This is a genomic window from Flavobacterium sp. 103 (assembly GCF_003096795.1).
Lineage (GTDB): Bacteria > Bacteroidota > Bacteroidia > Flavobacteriales > Flavobacteriaceae > Flavobacterium.
Window position 1 is genome coordinate 804,012 of sequence record NZ_QENX01000001.1, and the last position, 14,984, is coordinate 818,995.

Below are 14,984 nucleotides of genomic sequence, written 5' to 3' on the forward strand. Positions count from 1 at the left end.
CGTTTTTTGATTTAAGAAGTCAAAATATCTAAAATCAAAAATCGTTAATCAAAAATCAAAAATCTTTCTATTCTATTTTTTCATAAATTAGCTCATTCAAAATAACACCAAATATTCACGCAAATGTTTCAAAAAATAACTCTTTTACTGCTTTTATTAGCCATAGTTTCCTGTAAAAACTCTGAAGCAACCGAGAAAGACCAAATAAAAACGGCCAACTGGTTACTTGGAAAATGGAGCACCAAAACAGCTGATGGTGATCTTTCCGAGAATTGGAAGCAACTAAACGACAGTACTTTTCAAGCCGAATGCTTTTTCATAAAAGGCAAAGACACTTTGCATTTTGAATCCATAATATTACAGCAAAAAGGAGAAGACTTATTCTATAACGCCACAGTAAAAGGACAAAATGAGAACAAAGCTGTTGCATTTAAACTCACGACCAAAACCCAAAAACAATTGGTTTTTGAAAATCCAAAACATGACTATCCACAAAAGATAACCTATACACTAATTAACAAAGACAGCCTTGTCGCAGCCATTTCTGGAGTTCAACTCGGGAAACCAAGCTCGGAAAAATTCGGAATGAAAAAAGATTCAATAGCTAAATAACAACTTTTATCTTACTAAATACTAACCTTGCTATTTTATAGCAAGGTTTTTTTATGCTCTAAAACCCCATAAATCATTGACTTAAATTTTTTATTTATAATTAATCTAAATAAATATAGTTAAATTAAGTATAATTTTTACATTTGCATTATTTTTATTTATTCTAAATAATAATAAACCATTAAAAAACTTTATACCTTAATCTATGAAATATTTGAATCAACAATTACCCCTATTAAAATTGTTCTTATGTCTATTTATCATTTCCACAGCCAGCTCTTTTGCGCAAAGCATTGGAAGCCTAAAAGGAACTGTTCAAACCAGTGACAATAAACCCGCAGAAGGAGTTTCGGTTACAATAAAAGAATTAAACAGAACAACAATCGCCGATAACAACGGTGTTTATACCCTCAAAAACATACCGGCAGATAATTACACTTTAATAGTGACATTAGTCGGTAACAATGATGTCCAACAAAGCATAACAATAGTAGCTGGAGAAACTGCAACTATAGACATCAATCTTTCTTTATCCAATAACGAATTGAGCCAAGTGGTTGTTTTAAGCAATAAAAGTGCTTTTAAAACCAATCGTGTTTCATCTTCACTTCGTTTGCAGTCCCCAATTATCGAAATCCCACAAAATATTCAGGTTGTAACAGGAAAACTAATTCAAGACCAACAAATCAATAATATGCTTGAAGGCGTAACCCGCAACGTGAGTGGAGCCACACGTGTAGAGCATTGGGATAATTACGCCAATATTACGATGAGAGGTAGCCAAGTTGCTGCTTTTAGAAATGGTATGAACGTGAGTACAACTTGGGGTCCGCTGACGGAAGACATGAGTATGGTAGAACGTATTGAATTTGTAAAAGGTCCCGCAGGATTTATGTTATCAAACGGAAATCCAAGTGGTTTTTATAATGTGGTAACCAAAAAACCAAGCGGAAGAAACAAAGGTGAGGCAAGTTTGTCTTTGGGAAGCTATGGCATGTACAGAGGAACATTGGATTTAGACGGTAAATTGACTAAAGACGGAAAACTTTTGTACCGTTTCAATGCTATGGGAGAAAAGAAAGACAGTTACCGCGATTTTGATTTTAATGACCGCTATACTTTTGCACCCGTATTAAAATATTTATTTACAGACAAAACTTCTGCAACGCTTGAATATACACAGCAATTCTCTAAAGTAAATGCAATTGGTAGCAACTATGTATATGCCAAAAATGGTTACGAAGAATTACCAAGAAGCTTTACTACATCAGAGAAAGAATTAGATCCTACACAAATGCTGGAAAGAAGCCTTTTGGGTATTTTTGAACATAGCATAAACGACAAATGGAAAATTACTGCTCAAGGTTCGTACTTAAATTACGAACAAGAAGGAATGTCTTTATGGCCAGCCGGTTTTGATCCTAACAATGATGCCATTCTTAAAAGAGCTGGTGGAAACTGGGATATTTTAGGAAAAATATATACTGGACAAGCTTATGTAAATGGTCAGGCACAAACTGGATCTGTTTCACACAAAATATTAGGAGGTCTGGATATGAGTGATAAAACCTATTATCATGATTGGTCACAATATTTCACTTTACCTGACTTAGACATTTACAATCCTGTACATGGTATTGCAGAATCACCAAAATTTGACAGAAGTAAGGACATAAAAGACAGAGGCGTAAAATATTATAATAACTATAAAGGTTTTTACGCACAGGATGAATTAGGATTCTTAGATAATTCACTTCGCTTAACATTGGCTGGAAGATATACTATACTAAAAGCTGGTGATGTATATTCTGGTAGTTCAAAAAACGAAAAATTCACTCCGCGTATTGGATTGAGTTATTCAATTGACAAAAATACATCTGCCTATTTTGTAAGAGATGAGTCTTTTACTGAAAATTATGGAAGCGATTGGCAAGGAAAAAGTTTTAACCCTCAAACGGGAACAAATTTAGAATTAGGTTTCAAAAGAGACTGGTTAAACGGAAAATGGAATTCTACTTTTGCAGCTTATCAAATTACCACAGATAATGTTCTTACATTAGATGCTGAACATTCTACTCCAGCTAAGCAGTTTAGCAAAGAAAATGGTCAGCAAAAAGTAAAAGGTTTTGAAGTTGACATTCGAGGAGAAATCTTCAAAAATTTAGATGTTGTTGTAAACTATGCTTTCACAGAAGGAAAAACTACAAAAGATACCGACCCAAATATGGTAGGAAATCAAATTCCAGGAAGTACAAAACATATTCAAAATACCTGGCTAAATTACAAAATAGATAACGGCTTATTTAACGGATTGGGTCTTTCATTAGGATACCAATATCAGGTAGGAAGAGCTCCATGGTATATTTCGCCTGATAACACTACTTCACTACCTGATTATTTCCGTTTGGATGGAGGTGTATCTTATCAAATCAAGAAAATATATATAAACCTTATTGTTAACAACATACTCAACAAATATCTGTATTCTGGAGGGTATTACAGCTATACCGATATGTACTACTGGCAAGCGGAAGCAGGTACTAATGCAAGAGTAACCGTAAGTTATAAATTCTAAAATTGTTTTTGTTTTGTTTAACTAAACTCCTCATTAAGGTGGGGAGTTTTATCCTTATTTAATGAAAAATAATAGCTTAAAAAAACTGATTGGGCAACTACATTTATGGCTCGGATTATCTTCGGGCATAATTGTATTTATAATTGCCATTACGGGCTGTTTGTATGCTTTTCAGGAAGAAATACAAAATAGTACCGAAGAATACCGCTTTGTCGAAAAAGAGAATAAACCTTTTCTCCTTCCTTCGCAATTGGAAGAAATTGCCAAAAAAGAACTCCCGGGTAAAACCTTGCATGCCATTAAATACAATGGAAACGAAAAATCAGCAGAAGCTATATTTTTCCATTACAAGCCCACTTATTATTATATCGTTTACCTAAATCCCTATTCGGGTACAGTAAAAGAAACGGCGAATATGGACGAGGGCTTTTTCAGATTCATCCTCGACGGACATTTCTATCTTTGGCTACCACCTGAAATTGGACAGCCAGTTGTTGCCTCATTCACACTAGTATTTCTCACACTGCTGCTTTCTGGGCTTTATCTTTGGTATCCCCGAAACAAAAATGCGGCCAAACAGCGCTTTAAGTTCAAATGGAAAAATGAAACAAAATGGAAACGCAAAAACTATGATTTGCACAATGTCACTGGATTTTATGTGCTTTTGATTGCGCTTATTTTTGCAATTACTGGTTTGGTTTGGGGTTTTCAGTGGTTTGCTTACTCGTATTACACAATATATGGAGGGGAAAAATCATTGATTTACGAAGACCCAGTTTCAGCAAAAAAGACAACCGCTTCAAGCAAGTCGTTGGATAAAATTTGGACATTAATGCAAAAAGAATATCCAACGGCAAAATCCATTGAAGTACATCCGCCAGAAAATGACAGTACCGCTATTGCCGCCAACGCCAATCCTGAGGAAGGAACCTTCTGGAAAACCGATTACCGCTATTTTGACCAATATACTTTGGAAGAAAAAGAGGTAAAACACATTTACGGCAAATATGATAATGCTGACGCTGCCGATAAATTGATGCGCATGAACTACGACCTTCACACAGGAGCAGTATTTGGACTTGCTGGAAAGATATTTGCTTTTTTAATCAGCTTGCTTATTGCCACGCTTCCTATTTCAGGATTTTATATTTGGTGGGGACGAAATAAGAAAGCAAAATGGGAATCCACTATTCATTAAGAAGCTTTTAAAAACAAAAAAATTCATTTCAAACTCATAATCTTGCCCTAAAAAGCAAGATTTTTTTATGCAAAATACTGACATTCAGGATTGTTAAAATTATTTTAAAATATTATTCATATTTAGTCTAAATAAGTTTGTCGAATCCAAAATGTGTATTTATATTTGCGTCGTTATTTTTAATTATTCCAAATAAACATCATGAAATATATTTTACTCCCTTTCACTTTTATATTATTCTGTTTCAACAGTCAAGCCCAAGAAGTCGCGAGCAATACAGATAATAACGATTTATATTATTTCTCTTCGGATTCTATAAAATCTACCACCGATACTGTTAAAAACAGAAAAGGGCAAGTGCTGAAAGAAGTTATTGTAACAGCTAATCAAAGAAAAAATCCTGTTAGTGTTGGAAAATCTGGAATCAAACCAATGGATTTACCTCAAAGCGTACAAGTAATCACTCAGAAAACATTAGAAAACCAACAAATCACAACCATGTCTGATTTGTTAAAAAACACCAACGGAGTTTATATCATGGGAAATTCTGGTGGTTATCAAGAAGAAATTGCTTCTCGTGGATATGCAATGGGGAGTTCCAATACATTCAAAAATGGTGTTCGCTATTTTAATGGAATGCCGACCGAAATGAGTGGAATTGAAAAAGCAGAATTCTTAAAAGGAAGTGCAGCAATATTATTTGGAAACGTTACTGCGGGTGGGGTTTTGAATTTGGTTACCAAAAAACCGAAATTCGATTTTGGTGCTGATGTATCTGTAGGAATCGGAAGTTTTGACTTATATAAAACCACTTTTGACGTTTTTGGGCCAATAGGAAATAGTAAAAAAGTAGCGTTCCGTATGAATGGTGCCAACACCCAAGCCAATAGCTTTAGAATTGGGGTAAGCTCTGAGACTAAATATGTAAATCCCTCATTTTTGGTAAATTTCAATGATAAAACTTCTCTTTTGGTAGAAGCAGACTATATAAAAGATATCAGAACTCCCGATTTTGGAGCAGGAATTATCAATTATGAATTGGTTGATTTGCCAAGAAGCCGATTTGTTGGAGTTTTATGGGGTAAAATCCAATCAGAACAAGCTTCTTTGACCGCTACTTTGAGGCATCAATTGTCTGAAAATTGGGACTTATCATTTATTAATTCCAATAGATTTTACGAAACCGATTTGTTTGCCAATACAAGACCAAACTCCCCGATTACTTCAATGAAAGCTAACGGAGATTGGACAATGGGCTTGCAGCGCTCGGAGGCAAAAGACAACTACTGGTTGCAAGAACTGAATGCAAAAGGAAAATTCCAAACTTGGAACATCGATCACCAAGTCCTTTTTGGTGCAGACCAAGACAAATACAAAACAGAAACATTGGCTTCAACGTATAAAAATCCTTTGAAATCATATAAAAACGAATACGATACCATAAATATTTTTACCACTGATTTATCGACAGCAAGAAATGACATTCCAACAATGGATAAAGTTACATTGACCAAAGCTCCCGTTCAACGAATTGGCGTATTTGCTCAAGATTTAATTAGTATAAACAAATATGTCAAAGCACTGGCAGGATTACGATACAGTTATCAGGAAACAACAAGTGATGTTTATACTTACCCTGTTGTAAACCCAAAACCAGTCGCTGAAAAAAGAATAATTTCAAAACAAATTGACGATGCTTTTTCTCCACGTTTAGGTTTAATTTTACAACCTAATAAGGACCATTCTATTTTTGCCAGCTATTCCACTTCATTTGTACCAAATGCAGGTCTGGATTATTTCACCAAAGAAGCTTTGGCTCCATCAACAATTAAACAATATGAAGTTGGTGTAAAAAATGAGTTTTGGGATGGTCGATTATTTGCAAATGTAACTGCATATCAAATTGAGAATAACAACTTAGCCCAAACCTCATTGATTGATGCAACATACAAAGAACTAGCTGGAGGTACAAAAAGTCAAGGAGTCGAAATTGACTTGGTTGCCAATCCTGCAAAAGGATTATCTATATTAGGTGGTTATAGTTTTAATGAAATAAAATATACCGATAGCAATATTTATATCGTGGGAAGCCAAATTTTATATATGCCTAAAAATACGGCCAACTTGAATTTCAATTATCATTTTGAAGACGGAAAACTAAAAGGATTAAATTTAGGATTGATCAATTCTTACGTTGGTGTTCGATATGCAGGACGTTCTACAAATCTTACTACACCAACAGATCCAAGAAAACCGGTAAAATTACCAGAATATTTCCAATCGGATGCAACTGTCGGGTACCAATTCAAACAAATCACTATTAGAGCTAAATTGAGTAACATCTTTAATGCTTTGAGCTACAATGTTCACGATGATAATAGCGTAAACCCCATTGCTCCAACAAATTATGCTATAACTTTAAATTACGCCTTTTAAAAATTAAACCTTTTGCTACAGAAAGAGTCTAACTTTTACAAATACAACTTTAACTTTACATCTTCTATTTAAAAACAAATTTTGAATTCTTATGAAGAAAATTAATTTCAGAAACTTACACCGTGATTTAGGCTATTTTTATATTGGTCTTATTGTATCCTTCGCCTTTTCAGGTTTAATGATGAATCACAGAGAATCTTGGCATCCAGAAAAATACAGTACCGAGACCAAAGCCATTGAAGTAAAACTCCCGGCTGAAAGTGAAATCAACGACGACTTTGCCGAAGATCTAGGTAAAAAACTAGGAATCGACGATAAATTCAGACGTCAAATGACCAAAAAAGGAACCTTCAAAATATCATTTGAGAATCACGATGTAGAAATTGATATGGAAACGGGTAAAGGTGAAATTGTTTCTTTTATCAAAACCCCAATCATCAGTCAAGCAATGAAATTACACAAAAATACTTCCGATTTTTGGATTTACTATTCTGATATTTTTGCTTTGAGTTTAATCACCATCGCCTTAACAGGAACTATTATGATTAAGGCAGGGAAATTCAGTTGGAAAAATAGAGGATGGAAACTTGCTGTTGCGGGAGTTGTGTTCCCTTTGCTATTCCTGATTTTGTTTGGATAAAAAATTCCATTTACAACAAACTTACAAACCTCGTTTAGCAATAAACGAGGTTTTTTGTTTTGTAAAAGGAAGTGTATTTTAACTATATTTGATAGTATTCCCAAAATTAATTATAACTAATCGATTCCTAAACTTAACGATAAAAGCATGACAGAAACCAAGAAGAACCAATTAAAAAAAAGTCTAGGGTTAAGTTTTAATATTGCTGTTTTAATTGGAGGTACAATTGGTGTTGGTATTCTTCGTACTCCTGGCGCTATTGCAGGAATGTTGAATGATTATTGGCTTATAATTATCTGTTGGATTTTTGGAGGATTATATATTCTAATTGGCGCCAATTCCTATGCCGAATTAGCAACAATGTTACCAAAAGCTGGTGGTTCCTACAACTACATCAAAAGAGCTTTTGGAGAGTATGCAGGTTTTATATCAGGATGGTTTGATTATATAACCAATGTGGTTCCACCTGCTTTTTACTGCATCGTTATTAGCGAATATATTGTTATTTTATTTCCAAATTTGGAAAGTTACTCAACAGTCATTGCTATTGCCTTTTTAATTGGGTTTGTGTTTATACATATCAGTGGGGTAAAAAACGGGAGCCTGATTCAGCAAATAACCAGTTTAATTAAAGTTATTTGTTTTGTGGCATTAATTGTGGCTTGCTTTATGTATTCGGGAGTAAAATTAAATCCCATCGAAAAAAACAGTTCTTTTTTTGAAATAGGGATTTTGTTTGGCTTTTTCAAATCACTACAACTCATCATTGGTACTTATGACGGTTGGTATTCTGTTTGTTTTTTTGCCGAAGAAGATAAAAACCCAAGCAAAAACATTCCCAAATCATTATATACTGGAGCCATACTCGTGATATTAATTTATGTATTAATCAACATTGCTTTTTTCCACGTCTTACCCGTTGCTGCATTGGCAAATTCCCATTTGGCGGCGGCTGATGTATCCAAAGTAGTTTTTGGAAATAATGGAGCCATTATAGTAACCGTAATCGCCATATTATCTTTGATTAGTATTCTAAATGCCTATATGATGATTCCTGCAAGAATATTGTATGGACTGAGCCGAGATGGCTTTTTATTTCAAAAAGGAACAACTATCAATAAAGGCGGCACTCCAATAGTAACACTCTTAATTTCTTCTCTATTTAGTTTACTATTGATTAGCATAGGTTCATTTGAGGTATTATTTTCATTTGGAACCTTCATGTCTGTTATTGTTTGGGGATTAGCTTATTGCTCGCTGATAAAATTAAGATCTAAAGAGCCCAATTTACTCAGGCCCTATCGTTCTTGGTGGTATCCTTGGTCAACGCTAATTGCTATTATCGCAACATCCGGGCTATTGATTGGTTTCATTTATAGTGACACTAAAAATTTTGCAATCATATTGATCATTACGCTAATTTCCTATCCATTATTTTTAGTACTAGATCACAGAAATAAAAAGAATAAATAGCAAAACTAAAAAATCCCAATCCTGAATAATTTCAGTATTGGGATTTTTAGTTTTATATAAAAGACTCTGATTGTTATTTCAAACATGCCAAACTTTGCTCAATTGCAGCCAAAACACCGACTTCTTTTTAATTTTCGTTTTATAAAAAACACAGTCTTATTTAGTATTCAGAAAATCTTAACTAACAAGGATTTTTCAGTTTTCAATTCAATTTTAAAGCTTTATTCATTTGTACTATTTATTTTATATATTAGCCACATAAAATAACAAACCTTTATAATTAGACACCAACAAAAAGATGCATAGTAGTTATTAATTAGTTGTGACGCATTATATTTAATACCTTTGTAAACAATATGAAATACCCATTAGAGAACTTAACAGATACTGAATTTGAAAACCTTGTAGCACTAATATGTAGTGAGATTTTAGGAATAGGTACTGTTATTTTTACTGATGGAAAAGATGGAGGAAGAGATGCTAAATTTTATGGGAAAGCAAATAATTTTCCGAGTAAATCTAAACCTTGGGATGGCAAAATTGTTATACAAGCTAAACATACGGATAAAATAAATGCCAGTTGCTCTGACAGTCCTTTTCAAACAATTTTAAAAAACAGTGTAATACCAGCAATAAATAAACTAAAAACTGATAAAAAGATTGAATATTATTTACTGTTTACAAACAGAAAGCTTTCAGGTATTCAAGATGCAAAAATTGAAGATGTTTTTGAAGAAAAAACTGGAATAGAGAATAGATTAATTGGATTAGAAACAATTGAGCTTTGGCTAAAAAAATACCCATCTATCGCAAAAGCTTTAAATCTAAATAAACTTTTATTGCCTCTTAGTTTTGATGAAAATGATTTGAAAGAAATAATTAATTCTTTCAGTAAAATAGATAAGAAAAAAGGGGATTTATCAAAAATTCCCAAAAGAGATATTGAAAAGAAAAATGAATTAAATAATTTGAGTAATGAGTACTTTAGCAATGTCATTAAAAAGAATTTAATTTATTTAGATCAAATCAGAGATTTTTTAATGGATCCAATTAATGATGAATTTTTAAATAAATATGAAAATACAATTGATGATATTAATGAGGAAATTATAGTTCACAGAGATGAATTTGACAAATTCGATCTAATTTTTAACTATTTATACAAGTTCATAATTGAGAGCAACCCTGAATTAAAAAGCAAACGCAGTTTGGTTCGCCTTTTTCTTCATTATATGTATTATAATTGCGATATTGGTATTAATGAATAATCTATGCTAAAACCAACAAAACATACTCACATTAAATTTTCTGTCATATATATTGCGGGAAAGATATTATCGTTTCTAACAAAAGAAACTATAATTAAATATGATGATTTAAAAGAAATGTTAATTCAAGATATTGGAGTTAAGTCAAAAAACAATGTTGATTTCGCCTTAACTTTTTTATTTTCAATTGGTAAAGTTGAATATTTAAAAAATATTGATGCTGTTAAACTATTAGGCAACGAAAATGAAGATTAGTAAAATTTATTCTAATAAAAATTTCAAAAACATTGAATTTAATGAAAAATTCAATGCAATTGTTGCATTCATAGAAAGTGACAAAAAAGAAGACACCCATAATTTAGGAAAGACTTCTTTAATAAGAGTCATTGATTTTTTACTGTTATCAAGTTTTGACAAAAACACTGATAAATTACTTGGAAATAATATTTTTACCGGACAAGAATTTTATGGAGAATTAAAATTAAATGATGGTAAATATTTGATAATAAAACGTACCATAAACACACCTACTAAAATATCTTTTAAAATAAACTATTCAAAACTAGATGATTTCAGATTAGACATTGATTGGGACGAAGAACTAACATTAAAAAAAGCAAAAGCAAGATTAAATGAATACTTAGACTTTAATATCTTACTTAATTGGGATTATAGAAAATCAATAACCTACTTTTTAAGAAGTCAACAAGATTATTTAGATGTTTTTAAGTTAAATAAATTTAAAGGCAAACATAAAGACTGGAAACCTTTTGTTTTTGATTTACTTGGGTTTAATGGAAAACTAATTTTAGAAAAATTAGAAGTTGAAGAAGAAATTGATGTTTTAAAGAAAAAAGTACAGACTCTAAAATTAGAAGCGCAAATAGACACTTCCGAAAAGGATAGACTTGAAGGACTTTTGGAAATTAAAAAAAATGAACTTTCTGAAATTAAAAATCAAATAGATAAATTCAATTTTTTCAAAGAAGACATTCAAACAAACAAGGAACTTGTTGAAGAAATAGATGTAAAGCTTCAAGCATTTAATACTGACAGATATAGAATTTCTTATGAAATCAATAAAATAGAATCATCACTTTCTGATATAAATGATGATGTTGATCACAAAGCAATTAATAATTTGTTTGAAGAAGTAAATTTATATTATCCTCAACAACTAAAAAAAGAATATAATGATTTAATTAATTTTCAAAAATCATTAACCATTGAGCGTAAAAAATATCTTCTGGAAACCCTCACTGAATTAAAAACTGAATACTCAGATTTAAACTTAAACATTAAAGAAATTGAATATCAAAAAGGAGATTTATTATCGTTATTAACTCAAAAGGATAGTTATTACAAGTTTAAGGAATATCAGAAAAAAGTAATTGCATTAGAAGTTGAGGTTGAACGAATCAAAGATAAAATTAAAGCAATTGATAGTTCTTTAATTATAGAAAATGATATTACAGAAAAGAAAGAATCAATTACAAATTATATTTTAATATTAAAAGAAGCTCTTTCTGAAAGAAAGCATTCAAATATTAATAAAATATTCAATTCAATAATAAAGGAAATAATAGATACTAATGCTTTGATTTCTTTAAAATTAAACAATCAAGGAAATGTTGAGTTTAATGCTGATTATCAAAACAAAATAGATTTATTAAAAACTTCTGAATCACAAGGTACAACTTATAAAAAATTACTCTGTGTAGCATTTGACTTGTCACTGTTAGTTAATTTTTCAGATAAATCATTTTATAAATTTGTATATCACGATGGCGTATTAGAAGGTCTTGATGATAGAATAAAAATTAGATATATCAAACTCGTAAAAGAGTTTTGCAAAAAATACGATTTACAATATATTGTCACTTTAATTGATTCAGATTTACCCAAAGATATGCCTGATTTAATTGAAGACAATGATATTTGCCTAAGATTAAATGACAAAGATAATAATGGTAAATTATTTTTAAATAGTTTTTAAATCAATCACGCATTTTTAAAATCTCTTCTCAAATTAAACAAAAAAAACAAACCCGACAAATTTCAAAAATCTGTCGGGTTTTATATTTTTATCAAAGTCTGATTGTTATTTCAAACCAGCCAAACTCTGCTCAATCGTAGCAATTTTAGAAAGTGCATCAGCCTCTTTTTGTCGTTCATTTGCCAAAACTTTTTCTGGAGCACCGTTCACAAATTTCTCATTCGAAAGTTTGCTTTGAACCGATTTCAAGAATCCTTGCGTATACACCAACTCAGCGGTAAGTTTCGCGATTTCTTCCTCAACATTTATATTTCCAGTGATTGGAATAAAATATTCATTCGATTTCACTCTAAATGACAACGCTCCATCCACTTTATCCGAAACATATTCTAATGAAGTGATGTTTCCTAATTTGGTCACAACCGAATCAAAATAAGTAGAAGCTTTATCATTGTTTACCACTTTCAATTCAATAGTATCTTTGAACGGAATGTTCTTGTCTTTACGAATTGTTCTAATTCCAGAAATCACATCGATTGTGCTTTCAAAATCAGCAATTAACTGCGCATTAAAAGGTTTCATTTCTGGCCAAGTCGAAACAATTAATGCCTCCTCGGCAGTTCTTTCTGCTAATATTTGCCAAATTTCCTCTGTCAAGAAAGGCATAAATGGATGCAATAATTTCATGTTATTTTCTAACATTTCTATCGCTTTCGCAAAAGTTACGCTGTCAATTGGCTGCTGGTAGGCTGGTTTGATCATTTCCAAGAACCAAGAACAGAAATCATCCCAAACCAATTTGTAAATTCCCATCAAAGCATCGGAGATTCTGTATTTCCCAAAGTTATCCTCGATTTCCAAAAGCGTTTGTTGCAATTTGGCTTCATACCACTCGATTGCTACTTTGGAAGATTCAGGCTGTGGAATCGCGTCAGATACTTCCCAACCTTTTATCAATTTGAAAGCATTCCATATTTTATTAGAAAATGCTTTTCCTTGATTGCATAATTCTTCGTCAAACATAATATCGTTACCCGCAGAAGCACTCAAAAGCAATCCTACACGAACTCCATCGGCACCAAATTTTTCAATTAATTCTAAAGGTTCAGGTGAATTCCCCAAAGATTTAGACATTTTACGACGTTGTTTATCACGAACCAATCCCGTTAAATACACATTGGTAAAAGGTTTTTTTCCTGTATATTCATAACCTGCAATAATCATTCTCGCAACCCAGAAAAACAAAATATCTGGACCGGTTACTAAATCATTGGTTGGATAATAGTATTTAAAATCCTCACTTTCCGGATCCATAATTCCACCAAAAACCGACATTGGCCACAACCAAGAAGAAAACCAAGTATCAAGTGCATCAACATCTTGTTTAAGGTCGTTGGTCGTAAGTTGTTGGTTATTGGTTCTTTCTTTAGCCAAAACTAAAGCTTCTTCAATGTTTTCAGCAACTACAAAATCTTCTTTTCCGTCTCCATAATAATAAGCTGGAATTTGTTGTCCCCACCACAATTGACGAGAAATGTTCCAATCACGAATATTGTTTAACCAATGTGCGTAAGTGTTATCAAAACGCTTTGGGTGTAATTTAATGTCGCCATCTTCTAAAACAGATTTGATTGCTGGTTTTACCAAATCTTCCATTTTCAAGAACCATTGGTCAGACAAACGAGGTTCAATCACCGCTTTGGTTCTTTCAGAAGTTCCTACTTTATTAAGATGTGTTTCAGTTTTAGCCAAATCACCATTCGATTCTAATTCTTTTACAATTTCGGAACGAACAACAAAACGATCTTTCCCTTGATAATGCAATCCAAAACTATTTAGCGTAGCATCATCATTGAAAATATCAATAATTTCCAAGTTGTGTTTCTCTCCTAACGTTTTATCATTCATATCGTGAGCCGGAGTAACTTTCAAACAACCCGTTCCAAACTCAACATCTACATATTCATCTTCGATAATCGGAATCACTCTGCCACAAATAGGAACAATCGCTTTTTTTCCTTTCAAATGAGCAAAACGCTCGTCATTTGGATTGATACAAATAGCTGTATCCCCAAAAATAGTTTCTGGACGTGTAGTTGCAACTGTCAAGAAATCTTCGCTTCCTTCAATTTTATATTTTAGGAAATATAGTTTCCCTTGTTGTTCTTCATAAATAACTTCTTCGTCAGACAAAGTAGTTTTAGCTTCAGGATCCCAATTCACCATTCGGTATCCACGATAAATCAAACCTTTGTTGTATAAATCCACAAAAGATTTAATTACAGAGGCAGACATATCCGGATCCATAGTAAACTTGGTGCGTTCCCAATCACAAGAACAACCTAATTGTTTTAACTGGTCAAGAATAACCCCACCATATTTGTCAGTCCACTCCCAAGCATGTTTCAAGAACTCTTCGCGGGTTAAGTCATTTTTATTAATTCCTTCCGCTTTCAATTTAGCAACTACCTTCGCTTCTGTAGCAATAGAAGCATGATCCGTTCCTGGAACCCAACAAGCGTTGAAACCTTTTAAACGTGCTCTTCGAATCAATACATCCTGAATTGTATTGTTGAGCATGTGCCCCATGTGCAACACTCCAGTTACATTGGGTGGTGGAATTACAATGGAATAAGGCGTTCTATGGTCTGGCTCCGAATGAAAATAATTATTTTTCATCCAATACGCATACCATTTATTCTCGATAGTTTTAGCGTCAAATTGTGCGGGAATTGTCATTTTATTGTGGATTCGTTGGATTGTTTATTCGTTTAATCGTTTATTCG

The 14,984-nt window shown here is 32.4% G+C and carries 10 protein-coding genes; 9 read left to right on the top strand and 1 reads right to left on the bottom strand.

Annotated elements, in window-relative coordinates:
* Window positions 1–123: 123 nt before the first annotated feature.
* The 9 genes from C8C85_RS03275 to C8C85_RS03315 all read left to right on the top strand — a co-directional run bounded on the left by C8C85_RS03275 (window position 124) and on the right by C8C85_RS03315 (window position 12,198).
* Window positions 124–612 carry a DUF6265 family protein gene (locus C8C85_RS03275; protein ID WP_116795808.1) on the top strand — a complete coding sequence of 163 codons (489 nt, stop codon included), beginning with the start codon at window positions 124–126 and terminating at the stop codon, window positions 610–612.
* 205 nt (window positions 613–817) lie between these two features.
* Window positions 818–3,187 carry a TonB-dependent receptor gene (locus C8C85_RS03280; RefSeq protein WP_116795809.1) on the top strand — a complete coding sequence of 790 codons (2,370 nt, stop codon included), beginning with the start codon at window positions 818–820 and terminating at the stop codon, window positions 3,185–3,187.
* Between the two features lie 61 nt (window positions 3,188–3,248).
* Complete coding sequence (locus C8C85_RS03285; protein ID WP_116795810.1) at window positions 3,249–4,385, top strand: PepSY-associated TM helix domain-containing protein; 1,137 nt, start codon at window positions 3,249–3,251, stop codon at window positions 4,383–4,385.
* 201 nt (window positions 4,386–4,586) lie between these two features.
* Window positions 4,587–6,821, top strand: coding sequence for a TonB-dependent siderophore receptor (locus C8C85_RS03290; RefSeq protein ID WP_116795811.1), 2,235 nt, complete (start codon window positions 4,587–4,589; stop codon window positions 6,819–6,821).
* 91 nt (window positions 6,822–6,912) lie between these two features.
* Window positions 6,913–7,461, top strand: a complete 549-nt coding sequence (locus C8C85_RS03295; RefSeq protein WP_116795812.1) for a PepSY-associated TM helix domain-containing protein — start codon at window positions 6,913–6,915, stop codon at window positions 7,459–7,461.
* Window positions 7,462–7,608: 147 nt separating this feature from the next.
* Window positions 7,609–8,934: an APC family permease gene (locus C8C85_RS03300; protein ID WP_116795813.1), complete on the top strand. Its 1,326-nt coding sequence runs from the start codon at window positions 7,609–7,611 to the stop codon at window positions 8,932–8,934.
* Window positions 8,935–9,290: 356 nt separating this feature from the next.
* Window positions 9,291–10,202: an ABC-three component system protein gene (locus tag C8C85_RS03305; protein ID WP_116795814.1), complete on the top strand. Its 912-nt coding sequence runs from the start codon at window positions 9,291–9,293 to the stop codon at window positions 10,200–10,202.
* A gap of 3 nt (window positions 10,203–10,205) precedes the next feature.
* Window positions 10,206–10,457, top strand: a complete 252-nt coding sequence (locus C8C85_RS03310) for an ABC-three component system middle component 8 (protein WP_116795815.1) — start codon at window positions 10,206–10,208, stop codon at window positions 10,455–10,457.
* Window positions 10,447–12,198, top strand: a complete 1,752-nt coding sequence (locus C8C85_RS03315) for a DUF2326 domain-containing protein (RefSeq protein ID WP_116795816.1) — start codon at window positions 10,447–10,449, stop codon at window positions 12,196–12,198. Before C8C85_RS03310 ends, C8C85_RS03315 begins: the two co-directional genes overlap by 11 nt.
* 105 nt (window positions 12,199–12,303) lie before the next feature.
* Here C8C85_RS03315 and C8C85_RS03320 read toward each other — a convergent pair whose 3' ends face one another.
* A complete protein-coding gene (locus tag C8C85_RS03320; RefSeq protein WP_116795817.1) occupies window positions 12,304–14,937 on the bottom strand; it encodes a valine--tRNA ligase in 2,634 nt (877 codons plus the stop codon).
* Window positions 14,938–14,984: the final 47 nt, after the last annotated feature.